This is a genomic window from Noviherbaspirillum sp. (assembly GCF_036846085.1).
Lineage (GTDB): Bacteria > Pseudomonadota > Gammaproteobacteria > Burkholderiales > Burkholderiaceae_D > Noviherbaspirillum.
Map to the genome: position 1 here is coordinate 21,415 of NZ_DAIUCO010000011.1, position 18,819 is coordinate 40,233.

General features: G+C 54.7%; 14 protein-coding genes and 1 pseudogene. 6 read left to right on the top strand and 9 right to left on the bottom strand.

Features of this window, described 5'->3' with window-relative positions:
* Positions 1-128: 128 nt before the first annotated feature.
* Entirely contained in the window at positions 129-1,334 is a 1,206-nt protein-coding gene (locus V7080_RS02475) for a M20 family peptidase (protein WP_334186811.1), read from the bottom strand.
* Between the two features lie 289 nt (positions 1,335-1,623).
* Here V7080_RS02475 and V7080_RS02480 point away from each other — a divergent pair, with 289 nt between their 5' ends.
* Positions 1,624-1,857, top strand: a complete 234-nt coding sequence (locus tag V7080_RS02480) for a helix-turn-helix domain-containing protein (RefSeq protein WP_334186812.1) — start codon at positions 1,624-1,626, stop codon at positions 1,855-1,857.
* A 599-nt stretch (positions 1,858-2,456) separates the two neighbouring features.
* On the opposite strand, the gene V7080_RS02485 is transcribed toward V7080_RS02480, so the two are convergent.
* The 5 genes from V7080_RS02485 to V7080_RS02505 are packed head-to-tail and all read right to left on the bottom strand — an operon-like array spanning position 2,457 to position 10,731.
* The gene (locus V7080_RS02485; RefSeq protein WP_334186813.1) at positions 2,457-4,694 is read right to left on the bottom strand and encodes an AAA family ATPase; all 2,238 of its coding nucleotides are present in this window, start codon (positions 4,692-4,694) and stop codon (positions 2,457-2,459) included.
* Positions 4,691-5,170, bottom strand: coding sequence for a VPA1267 family protein (locus V7080_RS02490; RefSeq protein WP_334186814.1), 480 nt, complete (start codon positions 5,168-5,170; stop codon positions 4,691-4,693). Before V7080_RS02490 ends, V7080_RS02485 begins: the two co-directional genes overlap by 4 nt.
* Before the next feature lie 14 nt (positions 5,171-5,184).
* A complete protein-coding gene (locus tag V7080_RS02495; protein WP_334186815.1) occupies positions 5,185-5,904 on the bottom strand; it encodes a hypothetical protein in 720 nt (239 codons plus the stop codon).
* Positions 5,891-9,274 carry a VPA1269 family protein gene (locus V7080_RS02500; RefSeq protein ID WP_334186816.1) on the bottom strand — a complete coding sequence of 1,128 codons (3,384 nt, stop codon included), beginning with the start codon at positions 9,272-9,274 and terminating at the stop codon, positions 5,891-5,893. The genes V7080_RS02495 and V7080_RS02500 overlap by 14 nt, the downstream gene beginning before the upstream one ends.
* The gene (locus tag V7080_RS02505) at positions 9,271-10,731 is read right to left on the bottom strand and encodes a tyrosine-type recombinase/integrase (protein ID WP_334186817.1); all 1,461 of its coding nucleotides are present in this window, start codon (positions 10,729-10,731) and stop codon (positions 9,271-9,273) included. Before V7080_RS02505 ends, V7080_RS02500 begins: the two co-directional genes overlap by 4 nt.
* Before the next feature lie 130 nt (positions 10,732-10,861).
* Here V7080_RS02505 and V7080_RS02510 point away from each other — a divergent pair.
* Positions 10,862-11,419, top strand: a pseudogene (locus tag V7080_RS02510) (FAD-dependent oxidoreductase); the annotation flags it as partial.
* Between the two features lie 186 nt (positions 11,420-11,605).
* The gene (locus V7080_RS02515; protein ID WP_334186818.1) at positions 11,606-11,791 is read left to right on the top strand and encodes a hypothetical protein; all 186 of its coding nucleotides are present in this window, start codon (positions 11,606-11,608) and stop codon (positions 11,789-11,791) included.
* Between the two features lie 34 nt (positions 11,792-11,825).
* Here the strand turns inward: V7080_RS02515 and V7080_RS02520 are convergent, their stop codons facing one another.
* Together V7080_RS02520 and V7080_RS02525 are read right to left on the bottom strand one after the other, a co-directional pair.
* Complete coding sequence (locus V7080_RS02520) at positions 11,826-12,878, bottom strand: porin (RefSeq protein WP_334186819.1); 1,053 nt, start codon at positions 12,876-12,878, stop codon at positions 11,826-11,828.
* Between the two features lie 171 nt (positions 12,879-13,049).
* Complete coding sequence (locus V7080_RS02525) at positions 13,050-14,426, bottom strand: alpha/beta hydrolase family protein (protein WP_334186820.1); 1,377 nt, start codon at positions 14,424-14,426, stop codon at positions 13,050-13,052.
* 142 nt (positions 14,427-14,568) lie between these two features.
* Here V7080_RS02525 and V7080_RS02530 point away from each other — a divergent pair, with 142 nt between their 5' ends.
* Together V7080_RS02530 and V7080_RS02535 are read left to right on the top strand one after the other, a co-directional pair.
* Complete coding sequence (locus V7080_RS02530; protein ID WP_334186821.1) at positions 14,569-15,537, top strand: LysR family transcriptional regulator; 969 nt, start codon at positions 14,569-14,571, stop codon at positions 15,535-15,537.
* A 6-nt stretch (positions 15,538-15,543) separates the two neighbouring features.
* A complete protein-coding gene (locus V7080_RS02535) occupies positions 15,544-16,767 on the top strand; it encodes a cation:dicarboxylate symporter family transporter (protein WP_334186822.1) in 1,224 nt (407 codons plus the stop codon).
* Positions 16,768-16,794: 27 nt separating this feature from the next.
* Here the strand turns inward: V7080_RS02535 and V7080_RS02540 are convergent, their stop codons facing one another.
* Complete coding sequence (locus tag V7080_RS02540) at positions 16,795-18,117, bottom strand: hemolysin family protein (protein ID WP_334186823.1); 1,323 nt, start codon at positions 18,115-18,117, stop codon at positions 16,795-16,797.
* A 221-nt stretch (positions 18,118-18,338) separates the two neighbouring features.
* Between V7080_RS02540 and V7080_RS02545 the strand changes: the two genes are divergently transcribed.
* Positions 18,339-18,819: glycerophosphodiester phosphodiesterase family protein (locus V7080_RS02545; RefSeq protein WP_334186824.1), on the top strand; the 481-nt coding region annotated here is incomplete at its 3' end.

Consider the following 18,819-nt stretch of genomic DNA (forward strand, 5'->3'; position numbering starts at 1 on the left):
GAATGCGGAACCGTCAGTGCCTGTATAGGCAAGCACTGACGAGGGAAGACACAGGCGTTGAGTAAACGGCTGATTATTTGCTCTTTGCAATGGAAAGTGAATGGCGCACTAATTCGCCTGCTTTTTACTTATGGCAGCCTTGATTGCGAAGCAGCTGTCATCAGGCGATGATAAAACGCGATCATCTCAGAGTAATTTCTAATAGAAATACGCTCGTTGGTGCCGTGAAAGCGAGACAAATCCGCTTCCTTGGCCCGCACCGGGGAAAAGCGATAGATATGGTCCGCAATCGGCTGCATGTACCGCGAATCCGTTGCAGCGACCATCAATCCGGGTGCCATCACCGTACCGGGAAAGATTTCGCGGATGGTGGAGCTCATCAGACGATACGACGCGGAGCTGCTGGCCGATATCGGTGACGCTTCCGATGCCTTCCCGACACGGTTAACTTTGACCGCAGGGTTGTTAATGACGTCATGGGTATGCCGGATCACTTCCGCCTGGGTATCGCCTGGAAGCAGTCGGAAATTGACGAATGCTTCTGCATGCGCCGGAACCACGTTCACTTTGTTGCCTGAATTGAAGACAGTCAACGCAGTGGTAGTGCGCGTGAAGGCGTTCGAACTCTTACTTTTTTCCAGCTCCTTCTTTACCAATGGCTTGACTAGCCAGAGGTTCGACAGAAATATCCGACTTGCCCCTTTCATTTCCGGTGCCAGCGTATTGAACATTTCCTCTGCGACCCCATCAATTTCCGTCGGCATCTGGTTTTCCTCCAGGCGACTCAGTGCATCACTCAGCATGCCTATCGCAGTTTCACGCGGTGGCATCGAGGAATGGCCCGGTTCATCGTGTGTGGCTAACGACGGTGTCATAATGCCTTTTTCTGCCACGCCGATCAGGGCGACCGGTTTTTCGAGACCATTCATCACCCCTTCGGTAATCAGCATGCCTTCATCCATCACGAAATCGAGCTTGACGCGGCGGGAAGCCAGCAATTCTGCAATCTTTGCCCCGCCGCGTTCTCCGCCGCTTTCCTCATCATGGCCGGAAGCCACATAAATGGTCTGCGTCGGTTTGAAGCCCTGTGCGATGAGCAGCTCGATCGCTTCCATGATGGAAAACAGGTTGCCCTTGTCATCCCAAGAGCCCCGACGCCAGATATAGCCATCCTTGACCGTCCCCGCAAACGGCTCGACCGACCAATCCTTTTCGGTGCCCGCAGCAATCGGCACCACATACTGGTGTGCCATCAGCATGATTGGCTTTGTATTCGGATCAGTTCCTTCCCATGAATAAAGCAGGCTGTAGTTGGCGACGGTTTCTCGCTTCAAGGTGTCGTCCAATTAAACATTCCGATGGCTTGATCAATCGCTAGAAAACACAGTGCATATTTGTCGTCTCCCTTCGATTATTCAACAGGGTTTATTTGCGTTGAAAAATCACCTACCGCCGGAATAAAAATAGAATCCAATTTGGTGGTTTCTGAACTCGCACTTGCAATTTCTCCCTGAAAACAAAAGGTCTCCGCCTCTTAAAAAAACAGAAACTGAGAGCAAATTTAAATCTTTTTTAACTATAGTTAATAGACGGGAACGAGGATTACGGTAAAGCTATGCCTCGATGAAAAAAGGAAAACCGAAACCTTCTGCACGCACACGGATTGCGGTGAATCTGCGCCGACTGCGCACAGAAAAAGGCCTATCTCAGGAGTGGCTCTGTATGAGCGTAGATATATCGCAGACTTATTTCTCCCAGATTGAATCTGCCAAGCGAAACGTTACCATCGACATCATCGAACGGATTGCCAAAGCACTTGAAGTAGACATTACAGAACTGCTTCGAACCGAAGATTAGGGTTGCAACACCGTTGGCAGCGTAGCTGGGGAGTGACTGCGCTCGACCGTGGTCCTAACGCAGGGATAGTGGAGACCAGGAAAAGCACACGGATTCTGCTACAGCCAGATTTCGAACACCCGTAAATCGATTAGAGACCGATGATAACGTCTCCGTAAAAAGCACAAAAGCCAAACACGCTCGCCGCGTGGCAGCCGGGGCGGGGTCTTCACCCCCACCCCGTCAACCACTAAGCGTGGGTCGCTACGCAGGCATCAAGGGTCCGCTGCGCCGATGACTCACCCGTTCGGTGCTCGGCCTTCGGCCTGTGCTCCGCATGCGGCTTCCTCATCGCCCTTGACCCCTGCTACGCTTAGGTTGGCAACTAAGATGGAAATAAATTTTCGCAAGCAGTTCTTTGCAACATTGGAATCACAATGATCAATTTTAATTCCAATGAATCCATGTAAGTCATTGTATTAATGCATTCATGCATATTTACCCTACAAATCCGACCGGAGTGGCCAGCAATGTTCCTGATCAGGATCTATTTTCAGGCATATGCCAGTGTGTGGTGCGTCTTCGGCTGAGTGACTGCCACCTCACTTCGCTCAAAACACTCAAGGCGATTCTTCTTCATCGCTTTCATATGGATTGATTGACTTCCTATTGAGCAAATGTGGAAGACTGACATGCCTGAGCGTGGCCGAAGCAGGTGCTTTAATCGCAGCAAATGCTGCGTCCATGTCACCGACGAGAACCACTTGTTCGATCCCACGCGTGATGCCCGTATAGATCAACGCTTGATCGAGCATTCGCGATCTGCGAATAGGGATGATCACTCTGTTGAATTGACTACCTTGACTCTTGTGGATTGTGATGGAATACGCATGACGCAGGGCTTCTACCTGCTTGGTATTTAATTGGAGTCGCACGCCCTCGAATTCACAAACGCAGCAGGGATCATCCGTACTGTAAATCGGGGCAATAGCTTTAATGACTATCCCGAGGCTGCCGTTGCGAAGTCCAAGTTGATAGTCATTCTGCGTGTACATCACAAGATCGCCAACCCGAAGGGAAATGCGCTCCTGTGTCGTGCAACCCACAGGACCGAACACGGGATTATGTATAAAGACGATCTGGCTGTCCTGCCTGTAGGCATTGCTGAAGGCGGCATTGATACTTTTCGTTCCACCGAATTTCTCGCCCTTCGTGATTGACAGAACTTGCACAGAGTAATCAATGCCGGCACCGCCAAGCTCTTCATACACGCGCTGTACGGTTGCATCAATGTCTATGTCTTTGCAGGGAACGAATGAGACGCCTCTTCCCTTGCCCCGATACTCAGCAAATTCAGGCAGGCGGTGCTCGCGTACCGCCCAGGCAATCGCCGGAATGCCGCTTTCTGCAATCTGGCGCTGCGTCACTTTCAATGTGGTCTGTGGGATCAATGGGTGTCCAACCAAGGCATGCAGAACTAGCCCTGGTCCGATTGGCGGGAGCTGGGACGGGTCACCGACAAGAATCAGTTTCGTTCCGGGAGGAATATGACGAAGCAGGCGATACATGAGGATCACATCGACCATCGACATTTCATCGACCACGACAACGGCCCCATGTCCGAGCATGTTTACGTCAACTTTTTTAAGGAATGCGGCAATGGTCATGCTCTCGCGGTCCGTGGCTTCGCTCATTCGTTGCGCCGCACGACCAGCAAGTGCTACCTGGTGGATAACGATTCCTTTCTGATGCGTGCTCAAAGCCTTGTAGAGAGCTTTCAGAACAGTCGTTTTGCCTGTGCCTGCTCCACCCACTATAAGGCTGAGGTTGCTCCTTGCGCTCGTAATAATTGCATCGCGTTGTTCAGTGGCTAGTGGGAAACCTTGCTCCTTTTCGTATGCTGCCATAGCGGATTCGTCGGTCTCTAGATGATGATCCTTGGAAAGGCATAGCGATTGCTGCCTACCATCGTCCTTATTGCTGGCGATGGCTCGAAGTCGATCAGCGATGTATTTTTCGATGACCATCATCCCCGTTGGCTGAAGTTGGTCGCCAATGCGCCTGTACTGAGGACTTTCACCTTCAAGTTTCAGCGCTTTCTTTGCCAGATCAGGATCGCGAAGCAGTGCACTCAAACTCGCTTTGACATAGCTGATTGGAAGGCATGTATGACCATTGGTCGTGCCTGCGTAAAGGACTTGCTCAACCGCTGCATCAAGTCTGCGTGGATCGTCCACGGCGAAGCCAAATCGTTGGCAGGCCAAGTTGTCCACATCTGACCACTTGGCAGCAAAGCTGATCAGTCGATAGGGGTTCTCCTCTATCTTTTGCTGCGCCTCGTCCTCGTAAAATTCGACGATTTTCTTACCGATCTTGCGATCTATGGCAAGGTGATCGAGCCAAAGCAGAGTGCTGGATATCTTATATTTGTCAAAAGCTTGGCACAGGATATGCGCCGCCTTTTCAGTTACGACAGTCGTGAGCGCGGACATATCTCTCTGGTGAATGCGTTCGACCAAGTCAGGGCCAAACGCCTTATAGAGGTCGTCGGCCTTGACACGGCCAATACCTGCGCAATCGGGAGAGTTGACGATCCAGTCGATGATATTCCGCCCTGATGGGCGCATCAATAGTGCAGTCACTACTTCGATCTGCTGCTCTTCGCCCCTGGCTTTGAGGGTCCCGGCAATGCTCCAGTGCTGCCCCATGTCCACCAAAGTGGCATCAGGAAGGACCTTGTAACTACATACTGCAACGAAATGCCTTCCGTCGGAATTTATCCCTGAGAAGATTGCGCCGCCAAGCTTTCCACGGCTACGCACAGAAGTCACCCGGAATGCGACGGATACCATGCTCATGGACGCACCGTCCAGCCTGTCGCCTCAAGGTGTTCTTCGATGTGCTTGTACTTGCGGCATTGCTGCCGCAGCATGCCAATTTCAGCCCGCAAGGCTGCGTTTTCTTCCTCCAAGGCCTTGATGCGCTTGTCAGCACTGGCCTTGGATTGCATCAACCTGCTTGCAAGAATCTCGAACGATCTGGCCTCCACGGCGTTACGCGATATGCCTTTAACTGCCTTATCTTCTGCAGCTGTCGCTAGAGGACCACCATCCCGCAGTCGCTTCTCCAGGGTCGCAAGTGCATTCTTTACTGCAGGATTCTGGCGTAGAACCGATTCCGAGAACATGCACTCCCTGGCAATGTCCCGCCTGTTGAGCTGGCCACGACGCACATAATCCATCCAGTCGCCAGCGGCGTCGCGGTCTGCAACCCAGCGGTCAAACTTCTGAAGGTTGTCGGATGCTAGTTGCTGTCCGTTTTTGCCGGTTTCCAAGTCAATTCTTTCGTTCAGGAGGCTTCAGTCTTAGTTAGCGGTCGAAAGCGGGCTTCCCATTCAGCTTCACTCAGGCCGGTTGCCGCTCGCAGAGCCTCAAGCTCATAAGGTGTCAGAATCGACTTGCTATTAATAGTCAGACGCCCCCTGTAGAGTTGGTATTGGCGTTCACCAATCAGGTGATCGAGCACTCTTAATACTGCGCTACCGAGAGCCGGACTTACGTCTGCTTCCTTTTTTTGTGTATCGATCTGCAGAGTGATGCCTCTGCTTTGGGATGGAGTCGACGCTAGGAGTTGGTCAATTTCCACACCGGGTCGAAGATTTTTTAGAAGCCCTCTTAGGGCGACATTTTCACGTTTAACATATCGTGCAACGCTTTCAGTGTCGCGAACGCGCGCCTGAAGGACAGGATCCTGAAGGCAATCAGCGACGCTTTGCGGCGTGTCCGAACGTAATTTTGAAGATCCGGCAGCTTGCTCCATCATCCTAAGCCTTACGTACTCTCCAAGCAAGGAACCCTTGTTACTAACGGTTGTATATTTTGGGCCATCTTTTCCAGTGCGCCGAACCGCTTCTGCCAAAGTAATCTGAACCCTATCCTTTTCCATAAGGTCGCAAACCTCCTTCAAGGACTGGATATTGCTGCGCCGAAGACTATTCTTGGATGAATTGATCTGGTCATAAAGAACATCGGACGCGCGACGCTCTTCGCTACCCTCACCTAGCTTCATCGTTCAACTCCCTGGTAGATTGGAACGCCTTTTTTTTCACAAGCTTCGTCAACCCTTCTCCAAACAAATATTCGACTCCGCGTTGGAGGTTGGGGATCGCAGCCATTTTTTCCTTACCTTCCAAGATGAGAGTTGCGTGTTCGGGGTCCTTTGATGCTTGTAGCAACAACTCAACGGTCAGATTTGCCGCCATCAGGCGCTCATCTTCCTCAAGCGTAAAGTACATTGCAGTTAGCTCGACTTTATTATTGATGGCTAAAAACTTGGCAACTGCAATCTCGACGTCTTGTTTGGCAGCTTTTGCATCCAGCGCGCCGTCAGGAAGAAATTCGGCACATGTAGACAGAAAGTGTTGCAACTCAAGATTTGTAGCACGTGTGACCGCCCAATCTGGATCTGGAAGGCCTGATTCATCGGCAAGAACCGTAATTTCTTGATGTCCAGCGTCGCCACCGTCAGCCTCTCTCAGGAATGAGCGATATGCTGATAGCTTTTGCCGTGACGCTTCATAGAACCTCATTCGATGCCACCACTCAGTAAGCATGTCATTTAACTGCCGTTCCTCAACGTCCGCTTGACCTTTGAGCACTTCTGCTGCACCTCCCTGACCAGCATCCTCAGCATCCATGACCTTTTCACGAATATTGGTTAAGGATGCAGTTTTCGCCCGGATTTTTAAAATCAATTGATTACCCTCGATGGTTTGTCCGAGCAGGAAGGCAGGTCCAGTCAACCAGAAACGACACTGTGGGCACGAGGGCCCCCGGTCGCCGATCGGCACCGGTCCTGCGCGTCCCCGGTCGTCGATAGCTCCCTCGTCACAACGAGTGCCGGGGCATATCCCGGAGTGCCGAACGATCGCCAATCCCTTGTTTTCCTCTAGCGCATCGAATCCGTTGTAAACGTCTGCAAAGTCTTCATGAGTTACCAGATATGGCTTGTGCTCGATCAGTTCGTCTTGTGTGAAGCTTGGAACCGCAGACCGTTTGTCACCTACTTGCCGATGAGCTTCGTCCAAATACCTCCTTGCGGCCCCAGGCGCTGGCTTGTCGTACCACAAGGTCATAATGTACGTGGCATGGCCAGCTACGTACTCTGACACAATATTCAGGGGCACACCGCGATCCAGCAGGTCCGTGATTCCAGATACGCGTAGTGAATGTAGATCGTGAATGGCTTTGGGGTTTGTTGAGTTTTCAGTTCCTGGCACCACAAGGATAACTCTCCCACCTGATTGATTCGCTGCATTGATTCGGTTCTGCGCTTCGAGACATAGCTGGCCCCACAACTTGGCGGTCTTCTGCCTTGCTACAGGGAGGGAGTGGTCGTGGACCTGATCCGCGAACACGTCGCGGAAGAGACAATAAAACTTTCCACCAACATTCGATAACTCTTCGGGTGCACTTCTATGGCCTTGCCCGTCACTGGTCGACTGCATATTGGGTAGGTCGGAATACCGAAAAAGCCAATCCCTTTGATATTTCAATTGCTTGAGCAAGTCCTCGCTTACCCAGGGTATAAAGTAACCAGCTTCGCTAGTTTTGTTAGTGGTAATCCACAACGCCAGAATATCGCCACCGTTCACCATTCCAGACGGCCTAACTTGAAGAATGCCTTCTTGGCGCAATGTGTCTATTTTTCCGTCAACTGGCAATTGATTTGGATTCGGAATCATTCGTTCCGATTCAAAGTCATAAATTTCAGCATCGCCCTCCCCGGAATCCAACATTCGGCCCTGGACCCCACGAAGAGGCACGCTGAGCATCATATAAAGCAGGAGGGCTGAACTTGGACACCAAACGTATTCAAGTCTGCCCGTTTGTTTATCAACAAGATGCCCCCAGCTTGTACGTGCTTTCGACCACTGGTAGTCATCCTCAATGAGGATTTGGCGCATTGTCTCCATAATGTGCGCACCAATCGCCTTACGCACAGAGCCCTGAGCTTGGGATTCACCACTGAATTTGTCAAATCTGAAGTCAACAGGATTAGGGAACCAAACGGCATTGTCCGCCATGCGGGCCCGGTCGGAAATGAATTGAAAGAACTGGCCGGCAATCTGCAGGCGGACATTTCTCGGGGCCGGCGTTTTATAGAGACGTGCTACATAGTTTCTGAAGGTATTTCCGTCTTTGGTGGCATCATTGATATGCGCACGAAGTACGTTTAGCGGCGTTCTAGGTGGCGTTGGTAACTGAACGATAAATTTTGCGAGATCATTGCAAATGGTCTTCCGCAGGCCATGCTGCGTATCAACGACTGATTTAATCCATTCTTCAAAACTGTTTGCCCACTCAGTGAGGTCAGGGTACTCGTCACGTAGGTGTTGGTAGGAAACATAGTCGTCTAGGGTGTCAGCGCCACGTCCAACAGCAATCGGCTGCAATGGGTTCTGATTCGGAAATTTACTGTTGCGCAGTCTTAGCAAAGCATTCAACGCCTTTCTGCTCATGTTCGGCGTGGTTTTTGTTGTAGATGTCGGATACGTTCTAATAAGATCCAAGCAGCGCACCAATAACTCTTTGCTGAGTTGATCATAGGTGCGAAATGTTGAGCAAAGCATTAAGAAGATAATGACCTTTTCAAATCGGACGTCCTCACGCGCCGTATCATCCACTTCATCAACCTCGCGTAGAAGTGCATCTACAATAGGGCTTCTGTAAGCAGGTCGCCAATAATATTTTAATTGCCAGTGTGTGGACAGAATTCTGCTGAGCTTTTCCTCACCGTCATATTGCATGAATGGGAAAAGCAACCATCCTTTAGAGGATGCTAAAGACAAAAATTCCAAAGTTCTTGTCATTGTCGGATGTCGGGGTGGCTTTCCGTTCCTTAGTTCGTAGTTTGCAATGACAGAGCACAGATCATCGATTAATCGCCCAAAGAATTCAATTCCACTTGTCGATTCGTTAGCCAATGATTGAAAGAACGCATATCCGTTCTGATCTTCGATGCTCCCTACATAAAGAGCAAGCATCTCAGCCTTGTTTTTTGGTTTCAAAGGAGCCGCCAACTGGATCTGTTCCTCTGCCGACAGTGAATCGACTGCAATATGCAACTGAAAATTATTCGCGATTCCCAGCCGAGGCAGAACAGCCGCTGGACTCACATGCGTTAGTCCTTTTTTCGCAGCGTTAAAGAATTTTATGTTTGATCGCCCTCCATTCAGCCCCTGCTCCATTAGGTCTTCCCAGCCTGTCTCAATACGTAGCTCGGCATACTCCTCAATCAAAGCCTTCACATTTTCGAGCGATGGTTGCTTCACAAGCGCAAAGTGTTTGTTGCTTGGATTGAAAAAAACCGGTTCTGCCCCATCAATGGACGACGGATAGCACTCGCTGCTATCAACTAAAAGATATTGGTATGTCATAAAAATTTCCTTCGAATTTTTCCAGTATCGACGTTGCCATATGCTGTTCTTCCATAGCGCTCCAGGTCGAGCGCAAGACGAGGAACTGGACAATCAGCAAATAGCTGTTGTATACGCTCACGCTCATGTGGGCCCATTTCTATGCGACCTTCGTGCTTTGCACGATCCTCAGCGAGAGCAAGCGCTTTTCTCGCGGTTTCCGGTGAAATATGGGCATAAACAGCTGTGGAGGACAGATTTATATGTCCCATGTATTGACGGATTAAAAGAAGATCGGTCTTTAGAACGTCGGCATGGAAGAAGCCGTAGTAATGGCGCAAAGAGTGAAATCCGTATCCTCTCAAGCTGATGCCATGCTTCTTTTCCAAGCGTTTGCATGCTAGCTTGAATAGGTTTTCTGCCGCTTTGACGGTTAATGGCTTGCCTTCCTCGGATACGAAGTAGTAGGGATGATTGCCCTTTTTCACTCGCGGGAGAAATTCGTGTATGTAACGTCGGTGGAGTTTTGCCAACTCTTGTCTGGAATCGCGGATAAAATAAACACTCGCCGATTTTGCAGCTTCATTTTCGAACAAAATACCTTTCCAACCTGCCTTGCTCGATTGCGCGCCATGATCTGGCCTTGGCGTCAAATTGAACATGCTCTTTAGGTACTCGCGTCGCGTACCACTCACTTTGCTTCCAGCGATATTGCGCCAGCTCATTGAGGCTTGCATCGGATGTCGCAATGTCATATTGAACTCGATACCGATAACTTCCACATCCTCAAGGAAGAGATTTAAGTACTCTGAAATGCGCCGCCCTCCAAATGCAGCACAAGCCAAAAGAAGCTTGTCACGAATGTTTTCCGTCTCTTGGATAAGTTCATCAATCAAATGCGGAGGAAACGGCTTGTATTGACGCAGTCCGATTGCGTTTTTCTTACGACCACCACGTTTCTTAAAAGCGCGCTTTTTTGTGTGAAATAGCAAGCTTTCATGTGCACGGGATGCATTTACGTAAGCTCGGCGGCACTCGTCAATGAATTGGTACTCTGCTTTGTCAAGTGTCAATCCACTGGTTAGAGTGCAGAGAAACTGAACATAGTCGGCGATGGCATTACGAGCCACTAGGTAGTCATTGTTTGTCGCGGATTTCCAACCAAGTACGGATCCATGGTCATAGTCAAACAAGAAGTCTTCGAGGAGCGTCTTCATGTCTCCCGCATTAAGGTCACGCCTTTGATAGACAAGTATGTAGTAATCGCGCAACTTTCCAATAGCGAGAACACTTTTACGAATGCTCTCGTAACTGGCATGTCCCTCGCGTTGCAAATATCGTGCGTATTTAGCGACGGTATAGGAGATACGTGGGTTTTCGGGATCTTCCAGTTCCACAAGCACGGGCAAGGTGCTCCCGCCTTGCGCATTAATTGCAAGATGGATGACAGCGTGGGTAGTTGTTAGTATTTCGGCCATTTGAACTGGTGAACTAGTTGGTAGTAATAATGTAACTTCACAGCGGCATTATTGCAATAATGAATTATTCTTCTTGGGCAAACGTTGGAAAAACGTCGTCGAACTAGTAAAACAAAAACGGTAGGGATAATGCCCGCACTGTGACGGTCCGCTGTTCAAGGGCAAGCGCGTCGCAGTGATCGGCGGCGGCAACTCGGGCGTGGAAGCGGCCATCGATCTGGCGGGTATCGTCGCGCATGTCACGCTGCTGGAATTCGACAGCCAGTTGCGTGCCGACGCGGTGCTGCAGCGCAAGCTGCACAGCCTGCCGAACGTCACCGTGATCACCCAGGCGCAGACCACCGAAGTGACCGGCGATGGGGCCAAGGTGAACGGCCTGCGTTACACCGACCGCAAGAGCGGCGAGTCGCGCAATATCGAGCTGGAAGGCATTTTCGTGCAGATCGGCTTGCTGCCGAACACCGACTGGCTCAAGGGAACCGTGGCGTTGAGCAATCGCGGTGAAATCGAAGTCGATGCACGCGGCCAGACCTCGGTACCGGGCGTGTTCGCCGCCGGCGATGCGACGACGGTGCCGTACAAGCAGATCGTCATCGCGATGGGCGAAGGATCGAAGGCGGCACTCAGCGCATTCGATCACCTGATCCGCACGACAGCGCCGAAAGAGGATGTCGCGATCGCAGCGTAAAATGCAGCCCGAACTTGCGGGCTCGACCGTAAAAGGCAAAAAACGCCGGCTATCGATGCCGGCGTTTTTTATTTTAGGAGGAACTGAACTTTTTATCCCGGCCGTCTTGTCCCGCATCAAGTGCCGCCTGGGGGCAGTTCGTAACCTGTACTCCATCCTTCCGACGCAGGCGACTGCATTCCAACCATGAATGAACTCAACAGCGGCAAGGACGACAGCAGCGGCAAGGAAAGGGTCCGGGAATACATGGAGCGGCGGCAACATGAACGCCGCAACAATGCCCGCTCGCCATTGCACGATCCCGACCAGATCCGGCGCGAGATCGGATGGGATTGCGTCGAACGCCGGCAGCAGGATCGCCGCGATCCCTGAGGGTCGTTGCAGGCCAGCCGGAAAATTGCATTGCTCAGAATACGTGCATGATCCCGACCGACACGCCGGTCTGCCGGTCCTGGTTCAGCCGGGTAGTGCCGCCGGTGGCGTAAGCACCCGACAACCGGGTGAAATCGATTTCCGAGTAGAGCGTCGTGCGTTTCGACAAGTTGTACGTCGCGCCGATCATGTACAGGTCCTTCTTGCCATCGCCGGCAGCCACGGCGGCCGTTGCGCGGGTGTTGAATGCGTCGATGCGGTACCACGCGCCGGTAATCCCGACCTGCGGCGTCAACTTGTAGCTCACGCCTGCCCAGGTCCACTTGCTGGTGTTATCCCGCGTCGCGGTTGCCTGCTTCTGGTCGACATAGCCGAGGGAAACCGTGGCATCCCCGATCCTGTACGCGCCGCCCACCGCGATATGGTCGAAGTCCTGGTAGCTCGGTGCGGCGGCGGTACCGATGTTCAGGTCGCCCCTGGTGTATGACGCGCCGATCTTGAACGGACCGCTTGCATAGGTGGCGCCGATCGCCTGCTTTGCGCCATTGGAGAGGCTGCCCGCGACTTCGCCCAATGCATACTCCGCGTTCAGCGTGACATTGCCGAAGTTGCCGGTGTACTGGATGTCATTGCTGTTGCGTGTGCCCGCGGTTGCGGACAATGCATAGGTGATGCTCGGATAACGAAAGCCGAACGGGTCGAAGTTCAGCAGGGTCTTGAATGCGACGGTGTATTGCCGGCCCAGCTCGATTTCGCCGAATGATCCGGCCACGCCGACGAGCGCCTCGCGCTGAAACAGCTGGCCCGTCGTGTTGTTCAATTCGCCTGTCGCCGTGTTGAATCCGGACTCCAGCACGAAATGCGCGCTCAGGCCGCCGCCCAGGGCCTCCTTTCCCTTGAATCCCAGCCGGTTGGAACGGAAGGTGCCGTTGGAGCCCATGGTGAGGTTGTCGTCGCCGGCGGCATTGACGTTGGTTTCGTTGCGCAGGCCGGCATCGATCGATCCATAGACCGTGACATTCGATTGTGCTGCTGCGGCGGTGGAAAGCGCGCCGAGCATGGCGGCGCCGATCAGTTGATGTTTCATTGTTCTCCTCCGGGTGTTGTGTTGGTTGTGTGATTTGGTTGAACGGTTTTGCCGGTCTGCCGGGCGCAAGACTCCCCTCTTCTCCCTGTCAGGGAAAAGAACAAAGGTGCTTTCGAAGCAGGAATTACCGCCGGTCAGGAACGTGAACTGGCGGCGGGAGTAATCGGTGCCCTATTTGCGCGGGGCGACCTTCGAGAAAAGCGGCGCGGGAACGTACGCCGTATCGAAGTGGCAGCCGCCGTCGAACCGGGCGGATTGCCGGGTACACGCGGAGGCAACCTGGTCCGCCGCCGGCTTGCTGCCGGATTCGATCCATAGCATCAGGCTGTCGAACAGCGCGGCATACTCGGCATCGGCCAGCTTGCTGTGTTCGCGCTCTGTGGTGAAGACCTGCATCAGCTTGTCGCCGCTTCCGGCGCGTTCGACCAGTTCCCTGTAGCTGGCTTCGTATTCGACCATGGCAGTCGGATCATGGATGGCATGCATCGAGATCACCGGAACGGAAAGCTTGCCTTGCATATCCGAATCATCGGCCAGCATGCGCACTGCAACAGGATCGGCATCGAATCGTACGACGCCGCGATTGAGTGCCGCGTCGTCGCTCGATCCGCGATAGACGACATCGCGATTCGAGAATGGATTGCGGCCGCCGAGAACACGCTGCGTGAGGTCACGGAACAGGAAGGTCGCCCAGCGCAGATGCGACACCAGCGTACGCTCGGGTACGTTGATCACCCCGAGAATATTGGCGAGGTTGCGCTTCTGCGCGTCGGTGCGCTGCGCGGCAGGGAGCTTGATGCCGGTGCATTCGTTGACCCGGTCATCCAGTTCCTTTCCGGTCATCTTCGCGTCGGCGGGCAGGCCCATCCATAGCGGATATTGCGGCTCGTCGGGACGGGGATGGTTGTTGCAATAGTACTGATACACCGCGCGAAGGTCTGCGCGATGCAGGTAATTCAGGGTGCCGCCGGCGAGCATGCCGTTGGTCAGGACCGCGCCGTCGTATTGACGGGTGCCGTCCTTGCCGATTGCATACAGCTCGATCCCCTTGGCCGCGATATTGCCTCCCCAGGATTGCCCGTGCAGGATGGTGCGCGCCGGCTTGCCGAAGGTTTGCCAGAAAATGTGGCGCAGGTTCTCGGTATCTTCTGCGGCCATCCGCACGCCGTAGCCGGGGCGGCGGTAACTCGAACCCGCCCATGCATAACCCTGGCGAACGGTGACCGCAAAACGTTCCAGGTCTTCCAGGCTGGTGTCGCGGCCAATCGGCTCCAGGCGCGGACCGCCGTGGGCATGCATCACCAATGTGTTGTTCCATTGCTCCGGGATCGCAATCCAGTATTGCGCACCGTTGCCGTCCGCACCGGTGTAGCAGCGCGCCACACTTTTCAATTCAGCGGGGCACGGAGTCAGGGCAGGTGCGGCCGTGTTGTCTGTTGACGACGCCGAAGGCAATAACGATGCGGCCTGTTTTCCCGGGCTGCTGCAGCCAAGCAGGCTTAAAGCAAGCAGGGTGGACGCGCTCAGCGTGGCAATTCGTATGTTCATTGTCTCCTCGCGGATAGTAGGTTCCTTGTCATGCGCAATGCATGTGCGGCATGTTTTTACTGATGGTAAGGAGAATGCTGCCCAATGTAAAATATCTCGATTCATTCATTTCGATATATAAAAAGTATCAACAGGGGACACCGTGGAATTAAGGCATTTGCGCTACTTCGTGGTGGTAGCGGAAGAAGGACATTTCACGCGCGCGGCCGAGCGCCTCGGCATGCAGCAGCCGCCGCTCAGCCAGCAGATCCGCGCGCTTGAGCAGGAATTGGGCTTCGATCTCTTCCGCCGCCATCCGAAAGGGGCGGATTTGACGGAGGGCGGCATGGTGTTTCTCGGCGAGGCGCGAAACATTCTCGCCAGCGTCGAGCAGGCATCCCGGCGCGCGGCGCTCGCGGCCAACGGCTCGGAAGGCAGCATCACGCTGGCATTCACCAGTTCCGCCGCCGCCCATCCGCTGATTCCCCGCGTCGTGCGCGCCTACCGCGAGGAATGGCCTCGTGTCAGCCTCGAGTTCAAGGAAGGCAATGCAGCGGAACTCACCGAAGAGATCGTGGCCGGCAAGGTGCACGTCGCCTTCCTCCGGTTGCCGGTGAGCCGCCCGCCGGGCGTGGTGTTCCAGCCGCTGCAGGAAGAAGAGATGCTGCTCGTTCTGCCGGTCGGGCATCCGCTGCTGCCGCGGCGGACACCTGACACCATGCCCGTCATCGCATTGAAGGCGCTCAGGGACGAGCACTTCATCCTGGTGCGGCGCCATGGTGCGCCAGGCATGTATTCCAGCCTGATCGATGCCTGCGTTCGCGCAGGATTCACGCCGAAAATCGCCATGGAAGTCGATCGCATGCTGACCAACATCAGCCTCGTTGCCGCGGGCGTCGGGATATCCGCGGTGCCGGCATCGATGAAAGGGTTTCACGCCGAGAGCGTGGTGTACTGCCGCATCAGCGACGATGAACCCGGACTGTCCGCACCGTTGACGATGGCTTGCATGGCTTCCGGCATGCCGCCTGCGGTCGGACATTTCCTTGCACTGGCGGCGCAGATGGCAGTTGGCCCCGCAACACGGCCGGCAATGCCCGGCAGGCAAACCGCATCGCGCCCGAAGCGCTAGCAACCCATGGCGATATCAATCAACCGGTTTGCCCAAAGACCGTACCTCTCCCCCTTCGCGCAGGTCATCTACGCAGTTCTGTGCGGCGGGATGCTCGGCGGCTTCATGCCGGAACTCGGCGTACAGATGAAGCCGCTTGGCGACCTGTTCATCAGCGTCGTGAAACTGCTGGTCGGTCCGGTCATTTTCTTCACCGTTACCGCCGGCATCGCCACCATGGGAAGCATCAGGCAGATGAGCCGTATCGGCATCAAGGCGCTGGTGTACTTTGAAATACTGTCCATTCTTGCATTGCTTGCCGGCTTTGCCGCCGCTGCACTGCTGCAACCCGGTGCCGGTTTTCCGATCGATGCCGGTACGCGTGCAGCCGTGCCACCTTCCGACCTGTCCTTGCTGCGCACCCTTGGCAATGCCTTCCTGGACAGCTGGGTATTGCAGGTACTTACCGCCGCCATCCTGTCCGGCGTCGCACTCGCCCTCCTCGGCGAGCGCGCGAGGCGCTTTTCCGCCGGCTGCGAGCGCATCGCCGGCTGGCTGTTCGGCATCGTCGGCCTGATCATGATGGCAGCACCTGTCGCCGCCTTCGGCGCCATCGCCTTCACCGTCGGCAAGTACGGCATCACCTCGGTTGCGCCATTGCTCCAGCTACTGGGCGTCCTGTACCTGGCGACGATCGTGTTCGTGCTGGCGGTACTCGGTGCGATTGCCCGCCTTGCCGGCTTTCGTATCCTGCGATTCATGTGGTACATCAGGGAAGAATTGATGATCGTGTTCGGCACCGCGTCGTCCATCACGGCGATGCCGAGGCTGATCGAAAAGCTGGAACAGGCCGGCTGCACGAAAACGGTGGCCAGGATCGCGGTACCGGCGGGGTATTCATTCAACCTGAATGGCAGCAACATCTACATCGCCGTGGCGCTGTTGTTTCTCGCACAAGCCTACGGGATCGAACTCGGCCCTGCATCGGTTCTGACGATTCTGGCCGTCGCCATGATCACGACAAAGGGCGCAAGCGGCGTCGCCGGATCGGCATTCATCGCGCTTGCAGCAACGCTTGCCGCAGTCCCGGCCCTGCCGGACGGCAGCCTGATGTTCATTGTCGGCATCGAGCGCCTGCTCAAATGCAGATCACTCGGAAACATCATCGGGAATGGTGTCGCGTGCCTCGCGATTTCCGCCTGGGACGGCACGCTGGACCGGACTAAACTGCGCGACGCAGGCATCGGATAGCCGAAGACCGGCGTGCGTGTTGCGCTCTCAGGAATCCGTCTCGACCAGGTCGGTCGACTCGATCTTCGTTACCAGCAGCCGGTCGATCCGGTTGCGGTCCATGTCGACCACCTCGAAGCGGTAGCCATCCCATTCGAAATGCTCGGCAGCGTTCGGGATGCGGCCGAACTGGGTGAGCACGAAGCCGGCCAGCGTATGGTAGGTGCCGGAGGATTCTTCGGGGAAGCGCACCTCGGTCTGCAGCAATTCGCGGAACCGGTCGAAGGAAACGCCGCCGTCGATGAGCCAGCTTCCGTCCTCGCGCTGCACCGCGTCGGCTTCCTGCTGTTCGTCGATGACGGAGACGTCGCCCACCAGCGCGCCCATCACATCGCTCAATGTCACCATGCCCTCGATCTCGCCGTACTCGTCGACCACCAGTGCGAGTTCGGCGCGATTTTTCTTCAGCGCTTCCAGGAGCTGCATGCCACTGAGGGATTCGGGGACATACAGCGGCGGCTTGGTGACCGCGGCGATATCGATATTGGAAAGGGATTTGCTGCGGATGGACTGTTCGAAAAGATCGCCCGCATGGACGATCCCGATGACCTGCGAACGGTCGCCGTTGCACACCGGGAAGCGGCTGTACGGGCTATCGGCGATCCTGGCGAGATTCTTCTCGACGGTATCGTTGAGGTCGATGAATTCAAGGTCGGTGCGCGGCGTCATCAATGCGGCAAGGCGCTGGTCGTCGAGGCGCAGGGCGCGGGTCACGATGTCGTGCTCGGTTTTTTCGAACAGGCCGGCATCGGTGCCTTCCCGCAGCATGCCGGTGATGTCTTCTTCCGTCACCGCGCTGTCCGTCGTTTGATGCAGTCCGAGCAGGCGCATGATGAATTCGGTCGCGACCGACAGGATCTTGACGAACGGCCCCATGATGCGCGACAGCCATTGCATCGGCACCGAGATCAGGGTGGCGACGGTCTCCGGGTACTGCATCGCAATGCGCTTGGGGACGAGTTCGCCAAGGATGATCGATGCAAACGTGATGCCGACAACGACGATCGCCAATGCGATTTCACGCGCATAGTCGGCAAACAGGGAAACGGTCGCCACGGTCGGCGTCAGCCGTTCCACCAGCGAGGCTTCACCGTAGGCACCGTTGAAAATGCCGATCAGCGTGATGCCCACCTGCACCGTGGAGAGAAACCGGCTGGGGCTGTCGGCAAGATTGAGGGCGGCGCGCGCCCCGCGGCTGCCGTTTTCTGAGAGCTTTTCCAGCCGCATGCGTTTGGAGGAAACGATGGCCAGTTCGGACATGGCGAAAACGCCATTAAGAAGAATGAGACCCAGGATAATTAATATATCCACCGAGGTAGAACGACACGGTTATCCCGTCAGTTCCGGTTGTTGAAGAACCGGTATTGTACTCGGGCGTCATGGCATTCGAAATAACATGACGGAATGTTAATGCTTCAGTGCAACATTACCGATGGCTGGTCGATTTCCGGCGCATCAATGTCCCTCGCCGGTGACATCGTGGCGTAACAATGAATATCAATAATGTGGCTTCCTCTTAGCCATGGGACGACATGATGAAATTGCTCCTGAACATTCTTCTGACGGCAGGCGCGTTAAGCCTGTTTCCATTCACGGCACACAGCGCCAATGCCGACCACAAGGAAGGCCACAAGGATGCCCACCCGAGCAAACATTCCCCGGCCCACGCAAAGGACCGCCTGCCCGCCAAGCTGGTCCTGGCGCATCGCGGCGCAAGCGCACTGCGGCCGGAACACACGATCGAGGCCTACGCCAAGGCGATCGAAGATGGCGCGGACGTCATCGAGCCGGACCTGGTCATTTCCAGGGATGGCGTCCTGGTGGCGCGCCATGAAAATGAAATTTCCGGCACGACCGACGTCGCCGACCGGCCGGAATTCGCGGGCCGCAAGACCACCAAGCTGATCGACAATGTCGCGATCACCGGCTGGTTCACCGAGGATTTCACGCTGGCCGAACTGAAGACGCTGAAGGCAAAGGAGCGCATCCCGCGCAATCGTCCCGCCAACACCC

Excerpts from the sequence above, each read along its gene's own strand:
- V7080_RS02480 (WP_334186812.1), top strand. The coding sequence starts at position 1,624 with ATGAAAAAAGGAAAACCGAAACCTTCTGCACGCACACGGATTGCGGTG.
- V7080_RS02485 (WP_334186813.1), bottom strand. The coding sequence starts at position 4,694 with ATGAGCATGGTATCCGTCGCATTCCGGGTGACTTCTGTGCGTAGCCGT.
- V7080_RS02495 (WP_334186815.1), bottom strand. The coding sequence starts at position 5,904 with ATGAAGCTAGGTGAGGGTAGCGAAGAGCGTCGCGCGTCCGATGTTCTT.
- V7080_RS02500 (WP_334186816.1), bottom strand. The coding sequence starts at position 9,274 with ATGACATACCAATATCTTTTAGTTGATAGCAGCGAGTGCTATCCGTCG.
- V7080_RS02505 (WP_334186817.1), bottom strand. The coding sequence starts at position 10,731 with ATGGCCGAAATACTAACAACTACCCACGCTGTCATCCATCTTGCAATT.
- V7080_RS02515 (WP_334186818.1), top strand. The coding sequence starts at position 11,606 with ATGAATGAACTCAACAGCGGCAAGGACGACAGCAGCGGCAAGGAAAGG.
- V7080_RS02520 (WP_334186819.1), bottom strand. The coding sequence starts at position 12,878 with ATGAAACATCAACTGATCGGCGCCGCCATGCTCGGCGCGCTTTCCACC.
- V7080_RS02525 (WP_334186820.1), bottom strand. The coding sequence starts at position 14,426 with ATGAACATACGAATTGCCACGCTGAGCGCGTCCACCCTGCTTGCTTTA.
- V7080_RS02535 (WP_334186822.1), top strand. The coding sequence starts at position 15,544 with ATGGCGATATCAATCAACCGGTTTGCCCAAAGACCGTACCTCTCCCCC.